Below are 26,361 nucleotides of genomic sequence, written 5' to 3'. Positions count from 1 at the left end.
TTTCTAAAAATTGTTGGAATTTGTATGAATAATATGTATAATTATAATTATTAGAAAAATATAAAAATACTAGGGGGACAATATGAAGAAAAAAGTCAGAGGATTATTTATTGTATGTATGATTGGTATGTTAGCTATTTTGACCGCATGTGGGTCAGAAGGAGCAAGTGGAGATAAGAAGGAAAAGCTGGTTGTTGGAACAGATGCTGCCTTTGCTCCATTTGAATACATGGATAAAGGGACAATCGTTGGGTTTGATATCGATTTCTTGGAAGCCGTTATGGAAGAAGCAGGATACGAATATGATGTGAAGAATATCGGTTGGGATCCACTATTTGCTGCTGTTCAAGGTGGGAAAGAAGTTGATATGGGGATCTCAGGAATTACGATTAATGATAAACGAAAGCAAACATTTGACTTCTCTCATCCATACTTTGAATCAACTCATATGATCATGTTTGGTGAAGGAGTAGACATCAAAAATGCTAATGATCTAAAAGGATTAAAAGTAGGGGTTCAAAACGGAACGACAGGACAAGCAGCAGCTGAGAAAATTTTAGGTGAAAACAGCTCTGATATTTCGAAGTATGAGAACAATGTTGTAGCAATTACAGCGTTAAAGCAAGGACAAGTAGATGCAGTAGTAACGGATAATACCGTTGTAAATGAATATGTGAAGAACAATCCAGACGATAATTTCAAAACAGTAGAAGATCCGGAAAACTTCGAATCAGAATATTACGGTTTAATGTTCCCTAAAGACAGTGAGCTAAAGGCTGATTTCGATAAAGCTGTAAAAGAAGTCATTGAAAATGGAACATATGCAAAAATTTATAAAGAATGGTTTGGTACTGAGCCGAACACTGACGCATTATTAGAGCAGGGAGAATAAGAAACACTTAGGGGCTTGGGTAAGGAGAATACATAGATCTTCTTTGTGAAAGGTTTCTACTTTAAGAGGAGGGTCATGTACCTTCTTTACCCGCCCCTTTTATATGAACGTTTTTATAAAAGGAGGACTATTCTCCTTGAAATTCTATCTAACAATCTATGACAAATGATAGAAAGTGGCAAAATGCTTTCTATGACAAAAGGAGTTATTATATGTTTGATTTCAGATGGGACATTATTGCTGAGTATTTGCCCTTTTTCCTAAAGGGAGCACTATTAACGATTGGTTTGTCAATTGGAGGGATCCTTTTAGGCTTAGTCTTTGGATTGCTCATGGGGATACTCCGAATTTCTCCATATCTTTTAGTTCGAACCCCATTTATTTGGTACATAAACTTTTTTAGAGGTACTCCACTATTTGTTCAAATCTTACTTATCCACTTTGGTGTCATGCCAATCATTATGACAGAGATAAATCCTGCCGTTTCAGCATTAGTCGCTTTGTCTCTGAATGCTACAGCTTATATTGCTGAAATATTCCGTGGAGGAATTCAATCCATTGACCGAGGTCAAATGGAAGCCGCAAGATCCTTAGGAATGACGAATATACAAGCAATGAGATATATCATTATTCCTCAAGCATTTAAGCGTATGATCCCACCGCTTGGTAATGAGTTTATTGTGTTACTGAAGGATTCATCCCTGGCAGCCGTTATTGCTGCTCCAGAGTTAATGTATTGGGGACGAGCCATGCAGGGGCAATATTATCGTGTATGGGAACCGTACTTAGCCGTAGCTATTATCTATTTAATCCTTACTCTATCACTTACGTATCTACTAAACTATATTGAGCGGAGGATGGCAACAGAATGATTAAAGCAGTGAATCTTAAAAAGTCCTTTGGGGCACTTGAAGTATTAAAAGATATAAATGTAGAAATTAAACCACAGGAAGTGGTAGTAGTAATCGGACCATCCGGTTCAGGAAAATCGACATTTTTAAGGTGTTTGAACCTTTTGGAATCCATCACTGATGGTCATGTCTATATTAAAGACCGTGATATTACCGCAAAAGAAACGAATATAAATAAGGTGAGAACAGATGTTGGAATGGTGTTTCAGCAATTCAACCTCTTTCCTCATAAAACCGTTATTCAAAATATTATGCTTTCACCAATGAAAGTAAGAAACTGGACAAAGGACAAGGCAGAACAGAAAGCGTTAGAGCTTTTAGAAAAAGTTGGGTTGGAAGAAAAGGCGTATGTTTACCCTGATTCCTTATCCGGTGGACAGAAACAGCGTGTTGCCATTGCAAGAGCTCTCGCTATGGAACCGGAAATCATGCTGTTTGATGAACCAACTTCAGCACTGGATCCTGAGATGGTAGGAGAGGTGCTTGAGGTTATGAAGCAGTTAGCGAAAGAAGGTATGACCATGGTTGTGGTGACTCACGAGATGGGCTTTGCAAGAGAAGTGGGGGACCGTGTAATCTTTATGGATGGTGGATACATTGTAGAAGAGAACGAACCTTCTGAGTTATTTGGGAATCCTCAGCACGAAAGAACCCAAGCCTTTTTAGGTAAAATATTATAAGGAACATGGAAAAGGAGCCTCCCTTATGAGGCTCCTTTTTATTATGCTGATTGCTTCATGCAAACCATGGAATACAATTGTTTTCTTCCACGGTGATAGCGAGTTTTGACTGTGGATGGAGATAAGTTTAATTTTAAAGCAATTTCAGAGTCACTTAAATCGTAAGTCACCTTCAAGGACATAACCTCTTGCTGAGTAGGAGGAAGTAAGGCGATGTTCTCTTGTATGGCTTTTTTGAGAAACAGAGCATCAATTTCTGATTCTATATGATTACCCCCATGAAGGCATTGGATGTCATTAAGATTTTTCTCTTGGTCTATATACATTTCGTTTCGTTTAGACTCTTTACGAATAAAATCAATCGCCGTACTGTTCGCGATAGAAGTGAGCCAGGACTTTATTTTCCCTGGGTCTAGCAAGGTGTCCATCTTTTTATAGGCTTTAAGAAAGGTTTCTTGAACTATATCCTCTGATAAGTACGCATCACGCGTTATTTTAAAAGCAATGTGGTAAATGAGATTGTGAAATTGATGATACATCTCCTCAAAAGGTAGAGGAGATGGTTTTGTTTGAAGCGAATTCATCTTGCTTTCACCTCGGCTTTCTATTCATTCTCGTTAATATAGTCCTTGATAAAGGCAGGGGTATCTTGTTCAGTTAATCCTCTGATTTCGATATAGCCTTTATGTGCTTTATATTTAACAGCTACAAGATACTGATTTTTCATATTGCCATAATTGAGATGATTCATTAATTTTTGAATATCCGGTGAATCATTTATCTCTATTCCTTTGTTTTCTTTCATTAATTCCATAACAGCTTGTTCTTGATCCATTGAATTGAAGATGCGATCACCATATTCTCGCTGATTTATTACGTACATCCATTCAATATCATCTGAAGTTACTTGTATCTCTTCTAAATAGCCTTTCTCACGTAACCAATCCTCAAATTGTTTGTAGTTATTTTTCACCCCTACATGCATCCACTTTTCTGTTGAAAGGAGTAATTCAACATTATAAAGGTGGACTTTGCCACGATCCTCAAACGAGGTGTTATACACTTCATCTTTAAGGATGTTGATGGCTTCTTGAATTTCTTCTGGATCAACGATGGCCACGCGCTTATTACCGCCCATATCAGGATAAATGGTTAGCTTATCAACCTTAGAAGTATCGACTTGGAAGATTTGCTCAGTTGTTTCTTTGAAATTCTTGGATTCATAGATGGAAGCGTAGTATGACTTGTAGTTTTCTAATTTAATAGAGTAATCTCTTACTAGCTTACTGCCATCTTTTAACTTGTAATAAAGAAAAATGCGTTCATATTCTTCCATATTTCTTTCACTTTTCTCTTGCTTCTCTACGATGGATTCATGGAGGCTTAGAACGGCTTCGATGCTATTGGATTCTTTGATAAACGGGTCTTTAATATAGACTTCTTGATTATTGTTCATTAAATGATAATATCCAGAACTTATATGCACTGCTTCCACATCGTCTAAGTCAGGAACCTTCTTTTCATATTGAAATAAATCAAAGTGAATGAGAAGACCGATAAGTCCGATCACCACGAGAAATCCAGCATAGCCCTTCCATTGTTTAAACACTCTCCAATGCTTTTGTAAAACCATTTCAGCCAGGTAATAGCCAAATAAGGAGCCCACAAAATAGCCGAACCATATCCACCCTTGCTGTTGCTGAATCTCATTAAAATACAAACCGCCAACGAGCATGGTACAAAATGCTACACCAAATTTGAAAATAGGTCTTAGTACAGGAAAGACGATGGATTGTGAAGCCACTTCCACTTTTCTAGTTTTATAGAGAAAAAAGGACAACACATAGAAAATGATTGAAATGAACAAGAATAAACATGCGTCCCACCAGGAAAAGATTTCATTTTCAAGATAGGAAGCCTTAATGATTGGAGAATATTTTTCAATCTGGATATTGAAAAAATAATCCTCTGGAAAACCGAATAAAAGGTCTTTTAAGCTAAAGCAAACCAACATAAACATTCCAGCTGGAAATAAGAGAAGAATGTAGGTTAGCGCACCTTGGACAGCAGTTAAGCCTGTTACCATGGCTATGAAGGTTGCGGTTGTGAAAAAGAGTGTGTTCATCAGGATGGTAATTCCGCACCAGATGAATATGTCTTGAACCTGTACAAATTGTTGGAAATCTGTGAAGGCATAAAGTGATAATAAAATAACTGTATTTAATAGAATGGGAATGATAAGAATCCCGAATCCCATTATGGTAAAGTGTAAAAACAATTTGCTTCGTTTGATGGGAAGACTATGGATGAAATCTGTCGCTTGTTTCACATGTAAAAATCTAAATAAAAATAGAGAAAGAATGACTGGAATAATCAGCATTAGCCAAATTTGGATGGGGTACTGCATTTTAAATAGATTGTCATAAATTGCGTAAAATGGGTCATCATTTGATAATTTTCCGATAATATCGATGGGTAAAGAAAAAAGAAGTCCAATAAAATAGACGATGCCTACCCACCCAACATTTCGGAGGTTTTGAATCATTAATTCTTTATTAATCCATGATGTTTTGGATGGCATATCCCACGTCCTCCATTTCAAAAATAAAAATTTCTTCAAGTGTTAATGGCAACATATCAAAAATCACGGGATGATAGGGCTGAATAATGTTTCGAACCTCTTGTTCATCTCCCCGAACGATGGATAGAGTAACACTACCGCGCGTTTCTTGATGAAGTATACTTAGCTCTCTGAAGAGTTGCTGTGGAACTTCGTCTTTAAAGGCTAGCTGCACCTTATGGATGCCGGACTTTAGATCATCAAGCTCTTTTTCCAATAAAAACCTACCTTGATGGAGAATGCCGATGTGATCACATAGATCTTCCACTTCCCTAAGATTATGAGAAGAAATAAGAATCGTCATCTCACGGTTGGCAACTTCTGAAATAAGTACACTTTTTACTTTTTTTCGTACAACAGGATCAAGTCCATCCATGGGCTCATCTAAAATCAACACATCTGGCTGAGTGGCTAAAGCCAAAATAAATGCTGCTTGACGTTGAACCCCCTTCGAGAACTTTTGAAGCTTCTTCTGAGGATCTATGGAAAATAAAGTTGTTAAAGCTTTGTACTGACCATCATCCCATCGGCTGTATGTGTTTTGATAAAATTGAGCCATTTGATCCAAAGTGTAGTGAGAAAAGAAGAATGGCTGATCAGGTATGAAAAATAAGGTTTCCTTCGTAGCAATATTTTCATAGATCTGTGTATTCCTTAAAAGAATATCTCCGCTTTCAGGCTTTAACACTCCCGCGATGGATTTAAGAAGAGTCGTTTTTCCTGCTCCATTGGATCCGAGCAATCCATAGATAGACCCCTTTTGAACGGAAAAGGAAACGTTATGGATAATTTCAGTATGGTCAAAGGCTTTACTTACATGTTTAATTTCTATCATCAGTATGTTCCCTCCCAACTGACGCCTCAATATCAGCGATCATCTGTTTTAAATCATCAGCTGTCATTCCAAGATAAAGAGCTTCAGATAAAAGTTTCGATAATTCCTCTTTTACTTTCATGAGTTTCTCCGTGTTTTGAATGTGACTTGAAGGATTAACAAAGCTACCCCGTCCTTTCACTGAATAAATATATCCTTGGTTTTCAAGCTCCCTATAAGCTTTTTGAATCGTGTTTGGATTTATGGTCAGCTGCTGGGCCAACGAACGAACAGAAGGCAACTGTTCATCAGGCTTTAACACCTCATTAATCATCAGCTCTTTCAGCTTTTCTACTAACTGTTCGTATATGGGCATGCGACTTCTTAAATCGAGTTCAAACATATTCACCCTCCCAACTGTATACAGTGTACTATGTCTCTTAATACAGTTAGATTATATAACAAGTTCTACCAATTTGGGAAGGGGGAAAATGAATTTTTTTGGAAATATTTTTATCATCTTTAAAAAGAAATCATTAGCCTAATAGGCTTTAGAGAATAGATCAGCTAAGGTTTGGAAGAATAACAATGGAAGTTCTTGCTATAAATTTAAGTTTCGAACAAGTATGAAGTGATAAAAAAACACTTCCTTTGACAAAGAAAGTTTACTTCATACAAAATGGTAGTATTCATTATCCTATCAAAGGAGGATTAGTATGTTTTTAGACTGGTTAAGTGGTTTTAATCCAACTGTTCAAGCCCTGTTTGGCGGACTGTTAACCTGGGGGCTAACAGCACTGGGAGCGGCAACAGTTTTTTTCTTTACACGCATTGAGAAGCATACATTAAATATGATGCTAGGATTTGCAGCAGGTGTTATGATTGCTGCCTCGTTTTGGTCACTATTGGCACCTTCCATTGAGTTTAGTGAGAAAAACGGACAAATTCCATGGCTGGCTCCTGCCATTGGTTTTCTACTCGGGGGTCTATTTATTAGACTATTGGATTTTGTTGTTCCTCACTTACATTTATCAGAAGAGAAAGCGGAAGGTCCTCCAACACAATTGAAAAAATCGACTCTCCTGTTCCTGGCAATTACCCTTCATAATATACCTGAAGGGTTGGCCATCGGAGTTGCCTTTGGAGCAGCCTCATTAGGGCTTGGAGATGCAACACTGGTAGGCGCAATTGGACTTGCGATTGGGATTGGTATTCAGAACATGCCAGAAGGAGCAGCCCTTTCTGTTCCTCTCCGTGGAGAAGGGATGTCACGCTGGAAAGCCTTTAACTACGGGCAAGTATCGGCCATTGTGGAACCCATTGCAGCTGTAATTGGTGCCGCAGCGGTATTATTAGTACAACCAATTCTTCCTTACGCATTGGCATTTGCAGCAGGTGCTATGATTTTCGTTGTAGTAGAAGAGCTGATTCCGGAATCTCAGTCTTCCGGAAGTACAGATTTAGCTACTTTAGGATTAATGGTGGGATTTGTCGTTATGATGATTTTGGATGTTTCTTTAGGATAAAAAAACACAGGTGTTGACCTGTGTTTTTTTGTTGTACAAAAATGTACCTTTAACATAGTTTATACCGTTTTTAGTATGATGAGTGTAAGGGGGTAAAGGGGGGGGGAACGTGAAAATTGGATTGCTTAGACATTTGGAAGTGGAAAGGGGATACCCAAAAATATTCGTAGCAACACGTGAGTTAATGAAATGGGAAGAAGAATATGATGCTTCCGACGTATTAGTAAAAGATATCGACTTACATAATATTGATTGGAAGAAATGCTACTCAAGTGATTTAAGAAGAGCGGTCGTAACTGCTAATAGTGTATTTGATGGGGAAGTATATTTAGTAAAAGAGCTTAGGGAGATTAAACTTTCACCGGTATTTCCAACGTTCTTAAAGCTCCCAGTCTTTGTTCATCTCATTTTTATCCGTATGGCATGGTGGCTGAATCATAAATCACAGTCTGAAAGTAAATCTGAAGTTTTAAAAAAGATAAAAAATTTTGTAGATGAAGTTGTTCAGGAAGGTGAAGATGTTCTAATCGTAAGTCATGGGGGAATCATGCTGTATATGAGAAAAGAATTGTTGCGAAGAGGGTTTCAGGGACCGGGATTTAGGCAGCCGGAAAATGGTAAGCTCTTTGTTTATGAACAAGTAAAGAAAGGGTGATATACAATATGAAAGCAATTCATACATTACATTCCATCAGTAACCTGATCCAACAGGAAAAGCTCGTTTTACTCTATATTTCAAGACCGAATTGCTCTGTATGCCATGCGCTACTTCCTCAGGTGGAACAGGTCCTAAAAGAGTATCCAAGTATGGTGTCTATACATGCAGATGCTGATGAGATTCCTGAAATAGCCGGTGAGTTTTCTATCTTCACAGTTCCCGTTGTCATTGTGTTTGTAGAAGGGAAAGAAATGTTCAGAAAGGCCAGATTCGTACCAATTGAAGAGTTGAAGGGTCAAATTCAACGTCTCGTTACCATGATGGAAAATTAAACAAACGTTTGTTTAACATGAATAATCGTTGTGATGACTCGGTTTATCTACTTAAACAGTTGTTTAATTCACTACTCGAATATTATGTGGCTATCAAGAAGATGAATAAGTGGCTATATCAAATATAACAATGGTGGAGAAGGAATTGCAGGTTTCCGTATGATAAAAGATGAAGACGGATATTGGAGTGTAAGCTTTAATCCAATTCAATAATGGGCAAAGTAAAGAGCTGCTGAAAAGGTGGCTCTTTTGTCATGTGCTGATGAATAGGTATATAATAATAGAAAAGGGAGGGTGATGGACGGTGAGGTTATCGAGGCCCATAAAAGTCATGATGCTTTTAGTCATACTTTTTTTAATAATAGCAGCTAATCAGATTAGTAGTGTTCAGCAACTAACTGCGCGTATGGCGACGAAGTTGTATGTTGGCTGGAAGTATAGTCATTTAGATTTAAAATACCAGAACGTAGAATATTCCCCTCAATTTGGAGACTATTCCGTATCATATAAAGATAAAGACGGGAAGATATATGGGTTTATGGTTACTCCTAAAAAGATGCCTGTCATCATCCTTCACGATCCACTAAGTGATAGCGCTTATTAGTAGGTCTATGATTCTTCTTCACACTCTAACTTCAATGATAAAAGACTTGATATTCCTAATGATCAATGTGTATACTACAATTGAAATGACAATTACATAAACGTTACCACAAGGGGAGCGAAATGCTGAGAGTGAACAGATTGATCTGTTCTGACCCTTAGAACCTGTTAGTTAGTACTAGCGTAGGAATGTGGAAGACAGGCTAAGTCTGTTTATTTTTCGTGTGTTCTCCCTTATGGTTTCGTTTAATGATTAAAGGGGAGCTTTTTTTATGGGAAAATTAAGTCTTATTGTGTTAATTGAAGCATCATTAATGGCTGCGTTTGCGGTTATTCTTGATCTGCTTCCATCTATTAAACTATCACCTAGCATCTCGATTTCCATTTCTATGGTACCGATATTTATTTTAGCTTTCAGGAGAGGTTTTAAGGCGAGTTTACTGGCTGGGTTTGTTTGGGGGATTCTGCAAATTGCATTAGGTGATGCTTGGATTGCAACTCCAGTCCAGATGGTTATAGAATATTTTATTGCCTTTGCATTTATTGGATTCGCAGGTCTTTTTGCTAAGAGGATTCAAGGCTCCTTGCGGGATAACAGAACATCTAATGCCGTCATTTGGGTGATTATTGCTACCTTTGTAGGAAGTCTCGCCCGTTATGTTTGGCACTTCATCGCAGGCTTTATATTCTTTGCTGAATATGCACCGAAGGGGATGTCGCCTGTGTTATTCTCTCTTATCGCGAATGGAAGCACCATGCTTGGTTCAGCGATTTTATGTTCAATTGTGCTTGTGTTGATCATAATAACAACTCCGAGGCTCATTCAATTAAAAATGGTGGATCGGGGTATTGATCGAAAAGCGTCATAATATATAGAGGCCGATCCCAGTGGGGGTCGGTTTTTTTTATTTGGGGTAGGGGTTTGTGAGGTTGTGTGAAAAATGTCGAGATTTGAAGAATGGCAGATAAAATGAAAAAATGGCATATAAATCGAAATTTTGGCACGTAAATCGTAAAAATGGCATGTAAATTAAAATATTGGCACATAAATCACCTCACCCCCAACCCCATAACCAAATCAGTCCAGAAATCCCACCCCAATTCACCTCTCTTCATTGCGAACATTCACTCTTTCCTATAAACTTAACCTATTCAAAAACGTTAGTTTGTTTGGAGAGATACAATGGAAGCAAAAATGATCAGAAGATATGACATTATGGAGGTTTGCTTGCTGGCAGGGAAAATTATGCTGGAAAGTGGTGCAGAAACGTATCGAGTAGAAGATACAATGATGAGAATTGCCGCTTCTTATGGCATTAGAGATTCTCATAGCTATGTAACTCCTACGGGAATTATCTTCTCTATTGAAACATCGGAACCGACCAAAACCAAACTGATCCGGATAAACGAGCGTTCAACGGATTTAGAGAAGGTCACCTTGGTTAATAGCATCTCAAGGCAAATCAGTAAAGGACATTTAAACCTAGAAGAAGCATTCACTGCCCTTGAAAAGCTTGATGAGTCAGATCTGTCTTATTCCTTCCTTATTCAGGTTTTAGCAGCGTCCATTGCAAGTGGATGTTTTTTGATTATGTTTCAAGGGATGTGGGACGACTTTCTACCGTCTCTCATTTCTGGTGGGGTAGGCTATATTAGTCTTATCTATTTGCACCGACTTGTACCGATCAAGTTTTTTGCTGAATTTCTTGCATCATTTATTATAGGGATGGTCTCCTTTGGGTTTGTTCAGTTGGGACTCGGGAATGAGTTGGATAAAATTATTATTGGCTCTGTCATGCCTCTTGTACCAGGATTACTTATCACCAATGCTGTTCGTGATCTAATGGCAGGTCATCTTATTTCTGGATTGTCTAAGGGAGCAGAAGCTTTCTTAACGGCTTTTGCCATTGGAACAGGAATTGCCGTTGTATTTACCTTGATTTAAAAGAATGGAGTGAGAATGGGATGCTTATTGTTGAACATCTAATAACCAGCTTTATTGCAGCAGCTGCGTTTGGAATTATTTTTAACGCCCCGAAGCAATCTCTATTCAAATGTGGGATAGTTGGAATGCTGGGATGGACTATTTACATATTGATGATTCTCAACGAATTTGATGTTGTTCTTGCAACGTTGCTCGCTTCATTCGTTGTCGCGGTTATTAGTCAGGTTTTTGCAAAAATGTACAAAACCCCTGTTATCATCTTTAGTGTTGCAGGCATCATTCCCCTTGTACCAGGAGGGATGGCATACGATGCCATGAGAAACTTCGTACAGAACGATTACAATGCAGCTATCAACCTTGCTGCAAAAGCCTTTATGATCTCGGGTTCCATCGCTATTGGACTCATCTTCTCCGAAGTCATCAACCAAGTCATCCGAAACGCCCGCCTAAACACAAGTGCCAGAAGAATGCGTTAGAGGGACGGACCTTCAAGGAGGTCTGTTTTTTCATCTTAAAGGAAGGAAATGGAATTTTTATATAGAATTCTACAAAAGAAGACATAGCCCATTAGGAGATTTTTCATGATTAAAGGAATTGTATTTGATTTTGATGGATTAATGATCGATACCGAGAGTGTATGGTTTGATGCTTTTCGAGACACGTTAAATGAGCTACACGATGTTGAGATTGAGTTAGAGCGATATTCCAGCTGTATTGGAACCGATGATGCTCCTCTGTTTTCTTATTACACTGAGCTGGTAGGAGAAGAAATAGATTCAGAACTCATTACAGAAATGGTTGAGAAGAGATACCATGAGAGAATGAGTGACCCCCAACTGCGAGAAGGGGTTATGGACTATTTAGAAGCTGCAAAGAAACAAGGTCTTAAAATTGGTCTAGCCTCCAGCTCATCTAGAAAATGGGTATTATCTTATCTTGAGAAATGTAATGTGAAAGGGTATTTTGAAGTCATAAAAGGGAAAGAGGATGTGGAAAAGGTAAAACCTGATCCGGCCCTGTATCGAGAAGCGGTAAAAGAATTAGGGTTAATGCCTCAAGAAGTAGTGGCATTTGAAGATTCATTGAATGGTTCAAAAGCTGCTATTGAAGCTGGACTTTTTTGTGTCATCGTACCGAATCCCGTTACGAGCCATCTACCCTTTGAAGGGTATCACGGTCGACTGGCTACTATGAAAGAGAAGGGATTAATTGAGGTCCTCGAATCCGTACAAAAAGCCCATGTGCTGGACTAAAATTTAAAATTCCCTAAACCGTTTGCTACTTGGCAAACGGTTTTTGTAACTTTTCTCCTATCCGTACGTCTAATTTACAAATAACGTTTTTAGGAGGATGAAACATGAGTAAAAAATCATATTTACTCAGTATTGCAGGCATTGTTTTGTTCTTTGCTCTCGCATTTGTGCTCTATCAACAAAGGCCAGTGGTAAAGGCAGAAGGAATGCTGGAAGAAAATATTCTTGTGATGGAAAACAAAACATGGAATCTTCAATTTTCCAATTCAATTCAAGAGGATACCGTCAACTCAGACAATATTTATGTTAAAGATTCGAATGGAAAGAAAGTGGATGTCACCTTAAAGGTAAGTGATGATCAAAGGTCTATTCAAATTCAAGCACCTCCCAATGGATACTCTACTGAACCTCAATATTATACACTTCATATTTCTCCCAACGTAAAGACGAAGTGGGGTTTCTCTTATAAAGGAGATACGGAAATTACGTATACGGTAACCTCACAATTACCAAGTATTCAATCTAAAGAAGAACTTACACAGTACTTCAAAAAGATTATGAAAAAGCAAAAAGAAAATCAAAAACATCCCCTTTTTGGTTTTTCAAAGGGCATGGAAGAGGAATCATCGAACGATACAGCCTCTGGAGAATCGGAGAAGTCCAGCTCTAATCACTCTGAAACAAACAACCAAGTCCAGGGTGTTGACGAGGGGGATATGGTGAAAACCGATGGAAACTATATTTACCAGGTAGCCAATCAACAGCTATTGATTACAAAAGCCAATCCAGCAAAAGAAATGAAGGTCGTCAGTACCGTTTCCTTTAAAGGAAATGTGCAGCCCCAACACCTTTTTATACAGGGAGACAGGATTTTAGTGATCGGAAATAGCTGGTCCCCTCCTCAATATAAAGAGAATATGGCCTCCTCCAGTATGCTGGTGGAAGGAACGACGGTTGCCCTTTTGTACAATATTTCAGACAAAGAGAAACCTGCTCTCCTTAGAAAAGTAGAGCTTGAAGGTCAATATGTTACGGCTAGAAAAATTGATTCTACTGTCTATTTCATTTCTAATTTCTATCCAAACTATTGGATGGCTGAAGATCAGAAGGATGTTGATTTAAGGCCTCGTGTATCCGATAGCCTTAAAAATGAAAAGTATACTCCGATTCCTGTAGAGAATATAAAGTATTTCCCTCAATCTTTACAGCCTAATTATACGTTGATTTCTAATTTGAATATGGAGAATCCCCAAGCCTCATTGAATGTCCAATCGTATTTAGGAAGTGGCCATCAGATTTATATGTCGAAGGAAAATCTTTATGTAGCTGTTGAAAAGTATGAAGAAGATGATAGAACGGACTGGAACACAGCGAATACTGAAATTTATAAGTTTGCTGTGAACGATTCGTCCATTACATTCAGAGCTTCCGGTGAAGTAGAAGGCAGGGCATTGAATCAATTTTCCATGGATGAACATGAAGGGTATTTCAGGATTGTAACAACGAAAGGCGAAGTATGGAATGATGACACACCTTCTTCCAATGCCCTATACATTTTAGATAAAAACATGAAGCATGTTGGCGAAGTGACGGATTTGGCTAAGGGAGAGAGGATATATTCTGCTAGATTTATGGGGGACAAAGCATACATGGTGACCTTTAAGCAAGTAGACCCTCTTTTCGTAATTGATACATCGGACCCGGCGAAGCCTCAAGTGTTAGGGGAGTTGAAAATCCCTGGTTTTAGCACATACCTTCATCCTATCGATGAGAATCATTTAATTGGTTTTGGATTCGATACAAAGATTATGGATGATAATAAAGAATTTAATCAAGAGCCTCGTATCATAAGAAATGGGATGAAAATCTCTTTATTTGATATTACTGATTTTCAAAATCCACAGGAATCTCACACGGAAATCATTGGGGGATCGGGCACACACTCCTACCTTTTAGACGATCATAAGGCTTTGTTTCATGAACCTTCAAGAAACCTATACGGCTTTCCAATCTCCGTTTATCAAAACAAAGAAGGAAGTCAATTCGAACAAATCTTTGATTACCAGGGAGCCTTAGTATATGAAATCACACCAGAAAAGGGGATTGTCTTAAAAGCAAAACTAAAAGATCTCCCGGAAGACAGTTTTGAACCCTATGAGCTATGGGAACACCAGATTCAACGACTTCTCTATATTGAAAATCACCTGTATACCCTTTCTAATAGTAGAATAAATGCTTACTCATTAGATAACTTCACAAAAGAAAGTTCTATTATAATTAATTAGGTTCTTTCTTGAAGAATGTTGCTTTATTGTGAAAAGAGTCTTTCGTAGAGCAAAGATTGGTGTTTTCTAACATGAGTTCTACTAATATATCTGTCAACCAGTATGTGCAAGATGGTGAGTGACAGAGTTAAATAGTGACAAAACAATTGATACAAAACAGAATCCAGACAAGCATAAGCTAAATGGGCCTAAGAAGGCGCTTTTGACCTTTCGAGTGGCTAGTCGCCGGAGCTAGACAATTGAGACCCCACAGGCGCAGCCGAGGAGACTCACCGCCCATCCTGCGGAAAGCGAGCATCCTGAAGCGGACATCAACTATTACTCTCTTTTCTGAAATAGCAACATTCTTTTAGAAAACAGCATAGATTAAAAACAACCCTCAAGACCATCACGGTTTTTGGGGGTGTTTTTTTAATTGTCACAAGGTTTTGAAAACGGTCCAATGGGTAGATAAGTATTAGCTTTACATAATTGAGATAATGAAGGGAGAACGTCGAATGAACAATGGAATTACACAAGAATGGTATTCATATTTAGGTAAGCTTCCGGATCTTTTACTAGCTTTACTGGTTTTATTGATTGGTTGGATCATAGCAAAAGCGATTGAGAAAGCAGTGTACGGCATTTTAAAGCGAGTGAAAATTGATGATAAGCTCTATTTTGGAAGTAGAGTAGGAGAACGAAAGTGGACTTCTGAAAAGGTGATTAGTAAGATTGTTTATTTTATTCTATTAGTATTTGTGTTTATTGCCTTTTTCAATATGCTCGACCTAACATTTATTGCTTCTCCACTAGTTGGAATGCTAAGTACGATGGCGGCGGCGATTCCTAATGTATTAAAAGCAGCACTTATCTTATTATTTGCATGGATTGTAGCTTCTCTGCTAAAGGTGTTGATTGAGAAATTAGGTATGAGAGCACCAATAAAGAATATGCTGATGAAATCGAACGTAGCGAAGGATGAGAATGATGTCCATCGCTATGTGTATACAGCAGCACGAATTGTCTTTTATTTAGTCCTTCTCATATTCTTGCCAGGTGTTCTGGCAGCTCTGAATATTACAGGTGTTTCTGGTCCTTTCACAGAAATGCTGCAAAGCTTCTTAGTCTTTATTCCAAAACTATTTGCTGCTGCTATCATTTTACTTGTTGGATGGTTTGTAGCGAAAATTGTTCGAGATATTGTAACCAATTTCTTATCTGCCATTGGAACGGAAAGAGTAGCAGAGCGATTTGGTATTAGTAAGCTATTTCAAGGGACTACTGTTTCATCAGTGATTGGAACAATTGTCTTTGTATTAATCATGATTCCAGTTACGATTTCTGCACTGGATCAATTAGATATTAGAGGTATTTCAGAGCCAGCCATCAATATGCTGAATCAAGTTCTTATTATGTTACCGAACATCGCCATTGCCATCCTGTTGATCCTGGTAGGTATCTGGGTCGGTAAGTGGGTCGGAGCCATGGTATCCCGTTTGCTTAATCGAGTTGGATTTAATTCACTCCTACGAAATATGGGAATTGGACGATTGACCACAACGGAACATCCTTATGATCCAACAAGAAAAACGTATATGAATCTTTCCGGCCTTGTGGGGAAAATCGTTCAAATTATCATTGTCTTCTTATTTACTGTTGAAGCGCTTGAAATCGTTCATTTAGATTTTCTTGTTGTCCTGGCGACGGGTATTCTTGCATATTTGCCACACGTTCTAGCCGCTATTATTATTATCGGAGCGGGATTATATCTAGGTAACTTAGTGAAGACCATCATGTCGAATGTATTAAGTGATCACTTTCAAGTACTGGGAACCATCACTAAATATGCCATTATCGCCTTAAGTTTCTTTATGGCGTTAGATCAGTTAAAGGTAGCAGATTCAATTGTGAATATCGCCTTCATGCTTATTCTTGGCGGGTTAGCACTTGCCTTTGGACTAGCCTTTGGATTGGGTGGAAAAGAGTTTGCTCAAAAATATTTATCTAAGCTTGATCGGAAAATTGAAGAAGAGAAAAGAAAGCCAAATAACGGAGGGAATGATTTCACTCCACCGCATAATCAATAAAAAATTATTCGCTAAACGGCCTGTTCCAAATGGAATAGGTCGTTTTAGCATGTAGAATTTCATAATGCATACTAGTACCTACCAACCAACATAAAAAAACGATATGATAATACATATATTCATTGGGTGAGGAATTTTGAAGGGGTGTTTCTTTTGAGGGTAATAAGCTATCTAAAGCCCTATCGATGGGCGATGGGAGTAGCATGGAGTTTAATGCTTGTGGAGCTCGCTGTCGAGCTTTTGAATCCGTTGTTTATGGCGAAAATTATCGATGACGGAGTATTAAAAGAGGATATGGACCTTGTCTTGACTTGGGGTGGCATAATGGTTGGAATGTCCATTCTTGCTTTTATTTCCGGTATAACAAATTCCTTCTTTGCTGCCCATACGAGTCAAGGATTTGGATACGATGTTCGGGGAAGCTTATACCAAAAAATTCAGTCTTTTTCCTTTGAGAGCTTCAATAAGCTACCAACTTCGTCGTTAATTACAAGATTGACAAACGACGTGAGGCAGCTTCAAAATACGATATTTATGAGTTTACGTATTATGCTGAGAGCACCACTGCTTGTTATCGGGTCGACGATCATGGCATTGATCGTTAATGCTCGTCTAGCCATCATCTTATTGTTCGTTATTCCAGTTGTGTGGTTGTTTTTACTGTGGGTATTAAAACGTGGATGGAAGCTCTTTGAACGGGTTCAAGGACGTTTAGACCGAGTAAATGAAGTAATGAAAGAAAATCTCGGGGGCATGAGGTTAATCAAAGCTTATACTCGCGGGAAATTTGAAGAAAATCGATTTCACACAGCGAGTGAAGACTTGAAAGAGCGAACGATGAGTGCCCTTCGATTCATGGAAATTATCATGCCACTCTTAATGCTGATGATGAACATGGCAATTCTGTTTGTATTGTGGTTTGGAAGTGTGGAGGTGACAACCGGGGGAGCGAAAGTAGGAGAGGTAGTAGCGATTGTTACCTATGTGACACGGATATCTTCTGTTTTTTCCATCTTCTCATTTATTATTACTAGTTTTTCTAGAGCAAGAGCATCTGCCCAAAGAGTGGATGAGGTGTTACATACAGAGGTTGATTTAAAGGATGGAGATGATGTTAAGGCTGAAAATAGCATCGAAAAAGGAGAAATCTCGTTTCATTCTGTCTCTTTTCAGTACCCGAATACAAAAGAGAAGGTCCTTCACAATCTCTCTTTTAAAATTGAACCAGGACAAACCGTTTCGATTCTTGGAGCAACGGGATCAGGGAAATCCTCCCTCTTTCAACTTATTCCAAGACTCTATGATGCTTCTGAAGGAGAAATACAGATAGATGGCTTACCGATTGGATCCATGCTTCTTAAGAATCTGCGAAAGAGTATCGGATATGTTCCTCAAGAAGCAATCCTGTTCTCAGGGTCTGTAAAAGAGAATCTTTTATGGGGAAAAGAAGAAGCGACAGAAGAAGACATGATTCAGGCAGTAAAAGACGCTCAAATTTATGAAACGATTGAGAATTTACAAGAAGGCTTCGACACGGTACTTGGTCAAAAAGGAATCAACCTGTCCGGTGGCCAAAAACAACGATTATCCATTGCGAGAGCACTCATTCGTAAGCCGAAAATTCTTTTATTAGATGACAGTACAAGTGCTTTGGATTTGAAAACAGAAGGGAAGCTTCTTAAGGCATTAAAGAATTACAATTGCACTACTCTCATTATTACGCAGAAAATTAGTACCGCCATGGAATCTGATTGTATTTTACTTCTTGAAGATGGCGTTCTTATTGGCAATGGGTCACATGAATCTCTTATAAAAGAATCTTCCTTGTACCGTCGTATTTTTCATTCTCAATTTGGAGAGGAGGAAATACATTATGTCCAGGCACATTCGAAAGAAATTAGGTGAAAAGGATAAGGCGAAAGATGTCAAAGGGACACTCCGCAGGTTATGGGATTACCTTTCGAATCGAAAAGGTATTTTATATCTCGTTATTTTAATGGTGATTATCAGCTCGGGAGCTGCTCTTCTTGGTCCGTTTTTAGTTGGGAAAGCCATTGATGAATATATTGTAACGAAGAATACATCCGGATTGTTGGAATTGATTATTGCTTTAATAGTCGTGTACATTTTTCATTCTCTTTCCGTCTGGTTTCAAAACTTTTGGATGATTGGCGTAGCTCAAGATACCGTTTACCGTTTGAGACGGGATCTTTTTCACCAATTGCACTTATTGTCAATTCCCTTTTTTGATAAAAGGAAGCATGGAGAGCTCATGAGCCGCGTCACGAATGATATTGATAATGTAAGCAATACGTTGAATAGCTCCTTTATTCAAATCATTGCAAGCATACTCACATTAGTAGGAACCGTCTCCATTATGCTGTGGCTGAGCCCACTTCTAACGCTTATTACATTAACCATTGTTCCTTTAATGGTTCTTGGAATGAAGTGGATTACGAAACGAACAGGACGCTTATTTAAGGAATATCAACAAAATATAGGTGAATTAAACGGCTATATTGAGGAAACCATTTCAGGACATAGCATCATCAAAACATTCTCTAGAGAAGAAACAGCTATGAAGGATTTTGATGGTAAAAATCGCAGGCTGAGAACATCGGCTTATTGGGCAGATACGTATTCCGGGTTTATTCCAAAGCTGATGAATGTGTTGAATAATCTAAGCTTTGCCATTATAGCAGGAGTAGGTGGGATTTTTGTATTAAATGATATGATCACGATTGGGGTCATTGTCATTTTTGCTGAATACTCCCGTCAATTTACTAGACCGTTAAATGAACTAGCCAATCAGTACAATACAATGTTGTCAGCTATTGCTGGTGCAGAGCGCGTGTTTCAAATTTTAGATGAAGAGGAAGAAGCGAAGGACGAGAAACATGCTGTTGAGATTGATGAGATTCGTGGAGAAGTTGATTTTCAAAACGTTTCCTTTTCTTACGGAAAAGAAGCTCAAACGTTGGTGGATGTCTCGTTTTCCATTACACCAGGTGAAACCGTTGCCTTGGTAGGTCCAACAGGAGCAGGTAAAACCACTATCACGAATCTGCTTACTCGATTCTATGAACATGATAAAGGGATGGTTCTCATCGATCATCAGGATATTCGATCGATAAAAAGAAATAGTCTTCGCCAGCAGATGGGCTTTGTTCTTCAGGACAGCTTCCTATTTCAAGAAACGATTTTGGAAAATATTCGCTATGGTCGATTAGATGCTAGTGATGAAGAAGTAATAGAAGCAGCAAAATTGGCAAATGCCCATTCCTTTATTGAAAAAATGCCAGAGGGTTACGCTACGCTTTTAAGGCAGGATGGAAGCGGGATTAGCCAAGGACAAAAGCAACTTCTATCCATTGCTCGAGCGATTCTATCCAATCCATCTATTCTTATTTTAGACGAAGCGACCAGTAGCATTGACACCATTACAGAATTGAAGATTCAAGAAGCTCTTAAGCGGTTAATGGAAGGTAGAACAAGTATTGTAGTGGCCCATCGTTTGAATACCATTCTTCAGGCCGATCAAATTTTAGTTCTTGATGGGGGAGAAATCATTGAAAGTGGAACCCATGAACAGCTATTAGAAAAACAAGGATTTTATCATGGGCTGTATCAGAGTCAATTAAAGGCAAGCAGTTAAAAAAACACCTCAAAAGGGTAACCCTTTTGAGGTGTTTTCTATCAGTAGAGGGCTAATCATCCCGTTAGTAATCCCTCTAGTTATTTGCCTTAATCGGAATAAGGCATTTACTGTAACTTGCAACATCACAAGTAAATATATTTATATCTTAATGTTTGTAGATAATAAACAGCCGCGGGCAATTCCTTGAGTCGTTTGATATACCTAAACGACGTAAGCCCTACCTCTCTTACATCCTAACGGCTCCGAAGCCGATCCAGTGTGAATAAGTTGTTAAATCAAAACGTATTAGAATTACAATTTATCTAATTCATCGTTTTAATGTATGTTACAAGTTTACAATAAAAAAATATACCATGTTAATAAAGTATTGTCAACTTATAATTCTAATGTATGTGGTGAGCCTTCATCATCATTCATTAAGCGAATGAGAGTAGGTTCAATCTTTAAAACGATATAATTCGGGTCATTTGGTCCCTCGAACCATTTCTTTAAATGCTCGTTCCATAGCTTTTCCTTATATTCTGAAGAGTCTTCAATGGATGCCTTTCCTTCAATTTCAACAAATGTATCACCGTATCCCCTTCCTTCATATCCAAGAAGTATGTGGACATTAGGATTATCGTCTATTTCATCTGTTTTATGAGTATCTTTACTAGTTGGTGTGTAAAGAGTGAGATCGTCATGATAATACGTCATGTAACGTGAGTGAGGTTTATTATTTTTTACAGTGGCTAACGTTCCGACTTTACTCTCTTCAAGAACACCAAGAATCTGTTGTTTTATTTCTGCTGTTGACAATCAAATCATCTCCTTTTTTATGTATCCATACTATTCCTTCTGCAGCCCTGGAATAAACATAGGAATGTGTTCAAACACTTCATCTATGGGTATAACGAAGATAACAGGAAGGAGGAAGAATGTGATACCTGATGAATTAGTTGAGTTATGTAAAAAAAGAATGGAACCCTATCCGTGTGAAGGGTTTGTCTATGGAAGGGGTCCTGTGAATCCAACACTTATGGTTGTAGGTGAAGCCCCTGGAGAAACGGAGATTCACAATGGAATTCCCTTTAGCGGAAGAGCCGGGAAGGTATTAAATGAATGCCTTGAGTATCTCGGTGTATCAAGAGAGGACGTCTATTTTACCTCCTCAGTAAGAAGTAGACCATATAAAAAGGTTGGACATAAAAATAGAGCTCCTACAATGAAAGAGCAGATTGCTCATGCACCTATATTGGATTATGAGATGGAGCATATTAAGCCAAAGCAACTTGTGACATTAGGAAATATAGGATTACAAAGATTATTAGGTAAAAAATACACTATATCCAAGGTTCATGGACAACTTCTTCACTCTCCTATAAGAAGATTAATGAGTCTTGATACCAATGAATGGGTCACCTCAAAGGAAGAATACGCCATTTTTCCAACCTTTCATCCTGCGTCAATATTTTATAACCGAACACTTTTAAAGAAAATGTACAGTGATCTTGATATATTAAAAAAGATTTTAGCTGAAAAATAACGTTTTAGGTGTATATAGAAGGGGAATCACATGAAAAAAATGAGTGAAAGGTGATAAATGATGTTTTTTGGAACATGGTATGGAATTTACCGAATCATAGTAGTGGGGGTGTTGGCCTATCTTTCTCTTGTAGTCCTTTTACGCATATCAGGAAAGCGGACCCTTTCAAAGATGAATGCCTTCGATTTAGTGGTGACTGTGGGAATAGGATCTGTACTGGGGATTATTCTCTTAAATAAAAAAGTTCCCTTGTTGGAAGGTATTACAGCCTATCTGGTTTTAATTGTGATGCAGTATGTCGTAGCCTGGCTGTCTGTTCGTTCACATCTGATTGATCGGTTAGTGAAATCTTCACCAACTCTGCTGTTTTATCGAGACGACTATATTCGAGAGATGATGAAAAAAGAAAGAATTGCTGAAATGGAAGTACTTCAAGCAGTACGCGACGCAGGATACGGCTCCTTGAAGGACGTGAATATGGTCATTCTTGAAGCGGATGGAGGCATGTCTGTTATTGGAAAAGAAAAGGAAGATGATGAAGAAGTGATGAAGCATGTAACGGGTTATTAGTTGGGTGAAAATGGGTGAGCGTTTCACAATTTCGCACATTTATAGCTTGGTTTCGCACATTCTCGGTGCATTTTCACACATTTATTTATAAAATGATATGGATTGCGCAAGAACTCGCACAATTGGGCCACTTTCAATTGGAATTGGGCCAGAAACGTCCATAATTGTGCCACTTTGAGTCATAATTGTGCCAAATTGTGAACATAACCACCATACCAACAAAATCCCATGTGGCCAATTCGGCTTCAGGGATTTTTTTATGCACTATTGTTTATTTAGATTTTCCTGTGCCATTCTGACTAATTCCTTCACCATATTTCCTCCTAGTTTTCCACCGACTTTTCCGGCTTGAAGAGAGGTTAGTTTACCATTATAGCCCCTTTCTAAAGGAATCCCCTGTTCTCTTGCCACTTCATATTTAGCTTCTTTTGGATCCAACGTACCTGAAACCTTTGCTTTTAATTGATCCATAGCATCTCGAGCTTCAGGAACAAGAATTTTTCTTTTTGACATATAGATTGCCTCCTTTTTCTTAGGGTGTCCAAAAAACTTTTTAATAAAATTACTGATTCTACACCGTTTTTTGTCTGTTTTTGAAAAAAGTCGTAAAAAAAGATTGTCTAAATTGTGTCAAATAAAATATAATTCTTAATAGTTAGATAATTTTTTACGAAAAAGGGGGAAATGCGGTGGAAGATTTTATTGGATGGTTAGTAGGAATATTGTGGTCTCCTGTCATGATTTATTTTTGTTTAGGTGTGGGCTTATTATTTTCTATTTTAACAAGGTTTTTACAAGTTCGTCTTATTAAGGACATGGTTGTCCAAATGTTTAAGGGTGGCAGCTCAGAAGCAGGGGTTTCTTCTTTCCAGGCCTTGGCCCTTTCTTTATCTGGTCGTGTTGGAACAGGGAACATCGCAGGTACGGCAACAGCCATTGCCTTTGGAGGTCCGGGAGCTGTTTTCTGGATGTGGACAATCGCCTTTATTGGTGCCAGTAGTGCATTTATCGAATCAACTCTTGCTCAGATTTATAAAGTAAAGCAGGATGGTGAATACCGTGGGGGACCAGCCTACTACATAGAAAAAGGAATTGGCTGGAAATGGTATGCCGTTCTATTCTCATTCGCTACCTTACTGGCTATGAGTATCCTAATGCCGGGGATTCAATCGAACTCTATTGCACTTGGTCTGGAAAATGCATTTGGTCTGAACACAACCATAACAGGAATTGGACTAGTTGTATTAATTGGGGTCATCATTTTCGGTGGGGTTAAACGTATTGCTGGAGTGGCATCTTACGTAGTACCATTTATGGCCGTTGCCTATATCCTTCTATCCCTTGTTATTGTAGGGATGAATATTACGGAAATTCCAGCTGTTTTTGCTCTTATTTTCAAAAGTGCATTCGGAATTGATTCAGCTTTTGGTGGAATCATCGGTATGGCAGTATCATGGGGAGTAAAACGAGGAATCTATTCCAATGAAGCAGGTCAAGGTACAGGGCCACATGCTGCTGCGGCAGCTGAGGTTTCCCACCCAGCAAAGCAAGGGCTTGTTCAAGCGTTTTCAGTATACATTGATACTATCTTAGTTTGTTCGGCTACGGCCTTTATGATTTTATTTACAGGATCATTCAATACGGAAGGGCCAGATGGCACAATGCTTGCAAATAATTTAGAAGGAATAGAAGCAGGTCCTGGCTACACACAAGCAGCGATTGAATCGGTTATTCCTGGATTCGGTGCTTCCTTTGTAGCTGTTGCTCTTTTCTTCTTTGCCTTTACAACGATTATGGCTTACTATTACATGGCTGAAACGAATGTAGCCTATTTATTACGAGGGAAAAATACAAAGGTAGCTATGATTATATTAAAGGTAATTCTTCTTGGAGCTACATTTTACGGTGCTGTAAGAGAAGCGGCACTAGCATGGGCCCTTGGGGATATTGGTCTTGGAATCATGGTATGGCTTAACCTTATTGCCATTCTCATACTCGCAAAACCGGCATTACGGGCTCTTAAAGATTACGAAGAGCAGAAGAAGCAAGGTCTTGACCCTGTGTTTAACTCTACAAAGCTGGGAATCAAGAATGCAGAGTATTGGGAGCAAGAATATATAACGGATAAAGAAAACATATCTTAATTAAGAAGACCTGTTACTGAATGTCAGTAACAGGTCTTTTTTCATTATCCCGATCTCTCAGTGGCTCTACGATATATCGCTGAAAGGCATACATAAGCAAGGATTTATAAAAGAACAGGAGGGACAATTGAAATTGAGATAAGCGAATCAGCCTCCAAACACCAAGGCGTCTAAATAAAGTATAAAATGGATAGGTAAAAAGGGAGTCGACCACAATATTGACGATTAAGTATAAATAAAAATTCCGATAGGTTAATTTCAATATCCAAATGGAGCCTGTTAGAAATGAACCTAAAACGAATGGAAGGATGCCATTTACATTAGGAACCAGTTTAACAGGAATCGTCCACCACTTTATTTTTTCTGCTAAGATATTTTCAGCAAATACAAGAGATGACATGAATATCGAGGCAGGTAAATATTTTTTAATGTTTTCTTTTCCGACGAATAATAAAGATAACCAAGATATAAGCATGATGATTAGTATGTAGATTTTACTTTTGTTCTTCTTCATCCTTATTCCTCCAATTAGCTTTCAGTAGAATATATCTAGTCTTTAGAATGGTTTAAATGAGTGAAAATATACGGATAATTGATTATTTTTAATTCAGATAGGATTAGTAGACAATATCTTTGAACTGACATCATAAATTGACTAATATAAGAGCAAGAGGTAAAAGGAGGAGGCGTAAAAATTGGATATATATGAAACATTTATTCAGAATGACCGACAAAGGAAGCTAATTGAATTAGCCGGAGAATTAGGCGATACGTTTTCGAAACGGGCTGAAAGCTATGATCGGGAAGATGCTTTTCCGTTTGAAAACTTTACTGATTTGCAGAGGAAAGATTACACAAAATTAACGTTGCCAAAAGAGTACGGGGGAGACGAAATTAGTTTATATGAACTTGTGATGGTTCAAGAACGCTTAGCTACCGGAGATGCGGCAACTGCATTATCGATTGGGTGGCATCTTGGAGGATTAATGGAATTAACGGAAAATCGGCCTTGGAAAGAAGATGTTTTTAAAGGGCTTTGTGAAGAAATTGTTCAGCATAAAGCGCTGATCAATCGAGCAGCCACAGAACCTGCAACTGGTAGTCCAACCAGGGGAGGTCTTCCTGAAACGAAAGCAATAGAAACAAAAACCGGCTGGATATTAAATGGCCGTAAAACCTTTACCTCCATGGCTCAAGCATTGGACTATTCTTTAGTATCGACAAGAATTGGTGAAACAGACGAAAAAGGTTTCTTTTTAGTTGATCATAAAAAAGACGGTGTCAGAATAGAAGAAACATGGGACTCTATCTCCATGAAGGGGACTGGAAGTGATGATCTCATCCTTGAAGGTGTAGAGCTGTCACATTCGTCATTAGTGGAGCGAGACAGTGTAAATCCAAGGGGGACCAATCATCTCCCTAAAGCATGGCTGCTCCATATACCTGCCTGCTATATAGGCGTAGCTATTGCTGCAAGGAACTATGCAATTGAATTCGCCAAGGAATATTCCCCTAATAGCTTACCTGGACCAATTAAGGATGTTCCAGAAGTACAGAGGAAAATTGGAGAAATTGAGTTAGAACTCTTCAAAGCAAGACAGGTTCTCTATTCTGTCGCCGATAAATGGGTGAAGGAACCTCATAAGAGAAAGGATATGGCAGCTGAACTATCAGCAGTGAAACATATCGTAACGAATAGTGCTTTTCATATAGTAGATACAGCCATGAGAATTGTTGGAGCAAGAAGTTTATTTAAGTCAAATCCTATGCAACGCTTCTATCGTGATGTGAGAGCTGGACTTCATAACCCTCCTATGGATGATATGGTTATTGGTATGTTGGCTAAGAATGCTTTAAAATAAATGGCTCTTTTCGC

Annotated in this window: 26 protein-coding genes and 1 riboswitch; of the genes, 19 read left to right on the top strand and 7 right to left on the bottom strand. The window is 38.4% G+C overall.

Going from position 1 to position 26,361, the window contains the following annotated elements; genetic code table 11:
• The first annotated feature begins 82 nt into the window (after nt 1–82).
• The 3 genes from IQI_RS19790 to IQI_RS19780 all read left to right on the top strand — a co-directional run bounded on the left by IQI_RS19790 (nt 83) and on the right by IQI_RS19780 (nt 2,483).
• A complete protein-coding gene (locus IQI_RS19790) occupies nt 83–892 on the top strand; it encodes a basic amino acid ABC transporter substrate-binding protein (protein ID WP_064094378.1) in 810 nt (269 codons plus the stop codon).
• Nucleotides 893–1,104: 212 nt separating this feature from the next.
• Entirely contained in the window at nt 1,105–1,764 is a 660-nt protein-coding gene (locus IQI_RS19785) for an amino acid ABC transporter permease (RefSeq protein WP_064094377.1), read from the top strand.
• Nucleotides 1,761–2,483 carry an amino acid ABC transporter ATP-binding protein gene (locus IQI_RS19780; RefSeq protein ID WP_064094376.1) on the top strand — a complete coding sequence of 241 codons (723 nt, stop codon included), beginning with the start codon at nt 1,761–1,763 and terminating at the stop codon, nt 2,481–2,483. The genes IQI_RS19785 and IQI_RS19780 overlap by 4 nt, the downstream gene beginning before the upstream one ends.
• 41 nt (nt 2,484–2,524) lie before the next feature.
• On the opposite strand, the gene IQI_RS19775 is transcribed toward IQI_RS19780, so the two are convergent.
• From IQI_RS19775 to IQI_RS19760, 4 genes are read right to left on the bottom strand one after another with little or no spacing between them, the layout of a single operon-like run.
• Nucleotides 2,525–3,067: an RNA polymerase sigma factor gene (locus tag IQI_RS19775; protein ID WP_064094375.1), complete on the bottom strand. Its 543-nt coding sequence runs from the start codon at nt 3,065–3,067 to the stop codon at nt 2,525–2,527.
• Nucleotides 3,068–3,087: 20 nt separating this feature from the next.
• Nucleotides 3,088–5,064, bottom strand: a complete 1,977-nt coding sequence (locus tag IQI_RS19770; protein WP_064094374.1) for a DUF6449 domain-containing protein — start codon at nt 5,062–5,064, stop codon at nt 3,088–3,090.
• Nucleotides 5,039–5,938, bottom strand: coding sequence for an ABC transporter ATP-binding protein (locus IQI_RS19765; protein ID WP_064094373.1), 900 nt, complete (start codon nt 5,936–5,938; stop codon nt 5,039–5,041). The genes IQI_RS19770 and IQI_RS19765 overlap by 26 nt, the downstream gene beginning before the upstream one ends.
• A complete protein-coding gene (locus tag IQI_RS19760) occupies nt 5,925–6,320 on the bottom strand; it encodes a GntR family transcriptional regulator (RefSeq protein ID WP_064094372.1) in 396 nt (131 codons plus the stop codon). The genes IQI_RS19765 and IQI_RS19760 overlap by 14 nt, the downstream gene beginning before the upstream one ends.
• 313 nt (nt 6,321–6,633) lie before the next feature.
• Between IQI_RS19760 and IQI_RS19755 the strand changes: the two genes are divergently transcribed.
• The 12 genes from IQI_RS19755 (at nt 6,634) to IQI_RS19700 (ending at nt 20,243) form a co-directional block, all read left to right on the top strand.
• A complete protein-coding gene (locus tag IQI_RS19755) occupies nt 6,634–7,443 on the top strand; it encodes a ZIP family metal transporter (RefSeq protein ID WP_064094371.1) in 810 nt (269 codons plus the stop codon).
• Nucleotides 7,444–7,552: 109 nt separating this feature from the next.
• Nucleotides 7,553–8,098, top strand: a complete 546-nt coding sequence (locus IQI_RS19750; RefSeq protein WP_064094370.1) for a histidine phosphatase family protein — start codon at nt 7,553–7,555, stop codon at nt 8,096–8,098.
• Nucleotides 8,099–8,106: 8 nt separating this feature from the next.
• Nucleotides 8,107–8,433, top strand: a complete 327-nt coding sequence (locus IQI_RS19745) for a thioredoxin family protein (RefSeq protein WP_064094369.1) — start codon at nt 8,107–8,109, stop codon at nt 8,431–8,433.
• A 304-nt stretch (nt 8,434–8,737) separates the two neighbouring features.
• Nucleotides 8,738–9,037 carry a hypothetical protein gene (locus IQI_RS19740; protein WP_064094368.1) on the top strand — a complete coding sequence of 100 codons (300 nt, stop codon included), beginning with the start codon at nt 8,738–8,740 and terminating at the stop codon, nt 9,035–9,037.
• Nucleotides 9,038–9,138: 101 nt separating this feature from the next.
• Nucleotides 9,139–9,243: riboswitch (TPP riboswitch) on the top strand.
• A 65-nt stretch (nt 9,244–9,308) separates the two neighbouring features.
• Nucleotides 9,309–9,905, top strand: a complete 597-nt coding sequence (thiT, locus tag IQI_RS19735) for an energy-coupled thiamine transporter ThiT (protein ID WP_064094367.1) — start codon at nt 9,309–9,311, stop codon at nt 9,903–9,905.
• Between the two features lie 314 nt (nt 9,906–10,219).
• Nucleotides 10,220–10,981, top strand: coding sequence for a threonine/serine exporter family protein (locus IQI_RS19730; protein WP_064094366.1), 762 nt, complete (start codon nt 10,220–10,222; stop codon nt 10,979–10,981).
• A 20-nt stretch (nt 10,982–11,001) separates the two neighbouring features.
• Entirely contained in the window at nt 11,002–11,457 is a 456-nt protein-coding gene (locus IQI_RS19725; RefSeq protein WP_064094365.1) for a threonine/serine exporter family protein, read from the top strand.
• A 108-nt stretch (nt 11,458–11,565) separates the two neighbouring features.
• Nucleotides 11,566–12,234 carry an HAD family hydrolase gene (locus tag IQI_RS19720; protein ID WP_064094476.1) on the top strand — a complete coding sequence of 223 codons (669 nt, stop codon included), beginning with the start codon at nt 11,566–11,568 and terminating at the stop codon, nt 12,232–12,234.
• Nucleotides 12,235–12,338: 104 nt separating this feature from the next.
• Complete coding sequence (locus tag IQI_RS19715; protein ID WP_064094364.1) at nt 12,339–14,519, top strand: beta-propeller domain-containing protein; 2,181 nt, start codon at nt 12,339–12,341, stop codon at nt 14,517–14,519.
• 497 nt (nt 14,520–15,016) lie between these two features.
• Nucleotides 15,017–16,588 carry a mechanosensitive ion channel gene (locus IQI_RS19710; RefSeq protein ID WP_064094363.1) on the top strand — a complete coding sequence of 524 codons (1,572 nt, stop codon included), beginning with the start codon at nt 15,017–15,019 and terminating at the stop codon, nt 16,586–16,588.
• Between the two features lie 192 nt (nt 16,589–16,780).
• A complete protein-coding gene (locus tag IQI_RS19705; protein WP_064094475.1) occupies nt 16,781–18,493 on the top strand; it encodes an ABC transporter ATP-binding protein in 1,713 nt (570 codons plus the stop codon).
• Nucleotides 18,462–20,243 (top strand): ABC transporter ATP-binding protein, encoded by a 1,782-nt coding sequence (locus tag IQI_RS19700; RefSeq protein WP_064094362.1) that lies wholly within the window; start codon nt 18,462–18,464, stop codon nt 20,241–20,243. The genes IQI_RS19705 and IQI_RS19700 overlap by 32 nt, the downstream gene beginning before the upstream one ends.
• Before the next feature lie 378 nt (nt 20,244–20,621).
• Here the strand turns inward: IQI_RS19700 and IQI_RS19695 are convergent, their stop codons facing one another.
• Entirely contained in the window at nt 20,622–21,044 is a 423-nt protein-coding gene (locus IQI_RS19695) for a pyridoxamine 5'-phosphate oxidase family protein (RefSeq protein ID WP_064094361.1), read from the bottom strand.
• Nucleotides 21,045–21,129: 85 nt separating this feature from the next.
• Between IQI_RS19695 and IQI_RS19690 the strand changes: the two genes are divergently transcribed.
• Both IQI_RS19690 and IQI_RS19685 read left to right on the top strand, forming a co-directional pair.
• Nucleotides 21,130–21,771: a uracil-DNA glycosylase gene (locus IQI_RS19690; RefSeq protein ID WP_064094360.1), complete on the top strand. Its 642-nt coding sequence runs from the start codon at nt 21,130–21,132 to the stop codon at nt 21,769–21,771.
• A gap of 60 nt (nt 21,772–21,831) precedes the next feature.
• The gene (locus IQI_RS19685) at nt 21,832–22,341 is read left to right on the top strand and encodes a DUF421 domain-containing protein (RefSeq protein ID WP_082892807.1); all 510 of its coding nucleotides are present in this window, start codon (nt 21,832–21,834) and stop codon (nt 22,339–22,341) included.
• 264 nt (nt 22,342–22,605) lie between these two features.
• Here the strand turns inward: IQI_RS19685 and IQI_RS19680 are convergent, their stop codons facing one another.
• Entirely contained in the window at nt 22,606–22,854 is a 249-nt protein-coding gene (locus IQI_RS19680; RefSeq protein ID WP_064094358.1) for an alpha/beta-type small acid-soluble spore protein, read from the bottom strand.
• Between the two features lie 224 nt (nt 22,855–23,078).
• Between IQI_RS19680 and IQI_RS19675 the strand changes: the two genes are divergently transcribed.
• Entirely contained in the window at nt 23,079–24,485 is a 1,407-nt protein-coding gene (locus IQI_RS19675) for an alanine/glycine:cation symporter family protein (protein ID WP_408007954.1), read from the top strand.
• A 13-nt stretch (nt 24,486–24,498) separates the two neighbouring features.
• Here IQI_RS19675 and IQI_RS19670 read toward each other — a convergent pair whose 3' ends face one another.
• On the bottom strand, nt 24,499–24,999 hold the full coding sequence (locus tag IQI_RS19670) for a hypothetical protein (RefSeq protein WP_064094356.1): 501 nt from the start codon (nt 24,997–24,999) through the stop codon (nt 24,499–24,501).
• Nucleotides 25,000–25,180: 181 nt separating this feature from the next.
• Between IQI_RS19670 and IQI_RS19665 the strand changes: the two genes are divergently transcribed.
• Nucleotides 25,181–26,347 carry an acyl-CoA dehydrogenase family protein gene (locus IQI_RS19665; protein WP_064094355.1) on the top strand — a complete coding sequence of 389 codons (1,167 nt, stop codon included), beginning with the start codon at nt 25,181–25,183 and terminating at the stop codon, nt 26,345–26,347.
• Nucleotides 26,348–26,361: the final 14 nt, after the last annotated feature.

Source organism: Rossellomorea aquimaris TF-12 (genome assembly GCF_001648555.1).
In the GTDB taxonomy this organism is placed as follows: Bacteria; Bacillota; Bacilli; order Bacillales; family Bacillaceae_B; genus Rossellomorea; species Rossellomorea aquimaris.
This window is presented reverse-complemented; position numbering and strand designations above follow the sequence as displayed.

Coding starts and splice junctions, on each gene's coding strand:
- IQI_RS19790 (WP_064094378.1), top strand. CDS start 83: ATGAAGAAAAAAGTCAGAGGATTATTTATTGTATGTATGATTGGTATG.
- IQI_RS19785 (WP_064094377.1), top strand. CDS start 1,105: ATGTTTGATTTCAGATGGGACATTATTGCTGAGTATTTGCCCTTTTTC.
- IQI_RS19780 (WP_064094376.1), top strand. CDS start 1,761: ATGATTAAAGCAGTGAATCTTAAAAAGTCCTTTGGGGCACTTGAAGTA.
- IQI_RS19775 (WP_064094375.1), bottom strand. CDS start 3,067: ATGAATTCGCTTCAAACAAAACCATCTCCTCTACCTTTTGAGGAGATG.
- IQI_RS19770 (WP_064094374.1), bottom strand. CDS start 5,064: ATGCCATCCAAAACATCATGGATTAATAAAGAATTAATGATTCAAAAC.
- IQI_RS19765 (WP_064094373.1), bottom strand. CDS start 5,938: ATGATAGAAATTAAACATGTAAGTAAAGCCTTTGACCATACTGAAATT.
- IQI_RS19760 (WP_064094372.1), bottom strand. CDS start 6,320: ATGTTTGAACTCGATTTAAGAAGTCGCATGCCCATATACGAACAGTTA.
- IQI_RS19755 (WP_064094371.1), top strand. CDS start 6,634: ATGTTTTTAGACTGGTTAAGTGGTTTTAATCCAACTGTTCAAGCCCTG.
- IQI_RS19745 (WP_064094369.1), top strand. CDS start 8,107: ATGAAAGCAATTCATACATTACATTCCATCAGTAACCTGATCCAACAG.
- thiT (WP_064094367.1), top strand. CDS start 9,309: ATGGGAAAATTAAGTCTTATTGTGTTAATTGAAGCATCATTAATGGCT.
- IQI_RS19730 (WP_064094366.1), top strand. CDS start 10,220: ATGGAAGCAAAAATGATCAGAAGATATGACATTATGGAGGTTTGCTTG.
- IQI_RS19725 (WP_064094365.1), top strand. CDS start 11,002: ATGCTTATTGTTGAACATCTAATAACCAGCTTTATTGCAGCAGCTGCG.
- IQI_RS19715 (WP_064094364.1), top strand. CDS start 12,339: ATGAGTAAAAAATCATATTTACTCAGTATTGCAGGCATTGTTTTGTTC.
- IQI_RS19710 (WP_064094363.1), top strand. CDS start 15,017: ATGAACAATGGAATTACACAAGAATGGTATTCATATTTAGGTAAGCTT.
- IQI_RS19705 (WP_064094475.1), top strand. CDS start 16,781: ATGGGAGTAGCATGGAGTTTAATGCTTGTGGAGCTCGCTGTCGAGCTT.
- IQI_RS19700 (WP_064094362.1), top strand. CDS start 18,462: ATGTCCAGGCACATTCGAAAGAAATTAGGTGAAAAGGATAAGGCGAAA.
- IQI_RS19690 (WP_064094360.1), top strand. CDS start 21,130: ATGGGTATAACGAAGATAACAGGAAGGAGGAAGAATGTGATACCTGAT.
- IQI_RS19685 (WP_082892807.1), top strand. CDS start 21,832: ATGTTTTTTGGAACATGGTATGGAATTTACCGAATCATAGTAGTGGGG.
- IQI_RS19680 (WP_064094358.1), bottom strand. CDS start 22,854: ATGTCAAAAAGAAAAATTCTTGTTCCTGAAGCTCGAGATGCTATGGAT.
- IQI_RS19675 (WP_408007954.1), top strand. CDS start 23,079: ATGATTTATTTTTGTTTAGGTGTGGGCTTATTATTTTCTATTTTAACA.
- IQI_RS19670 (WP_064094356.1), bottom strand. CDS start 24,999: ATGAAGAAGAACAAAAGTAAAATCTACATACTAATCATCATGCTTATA.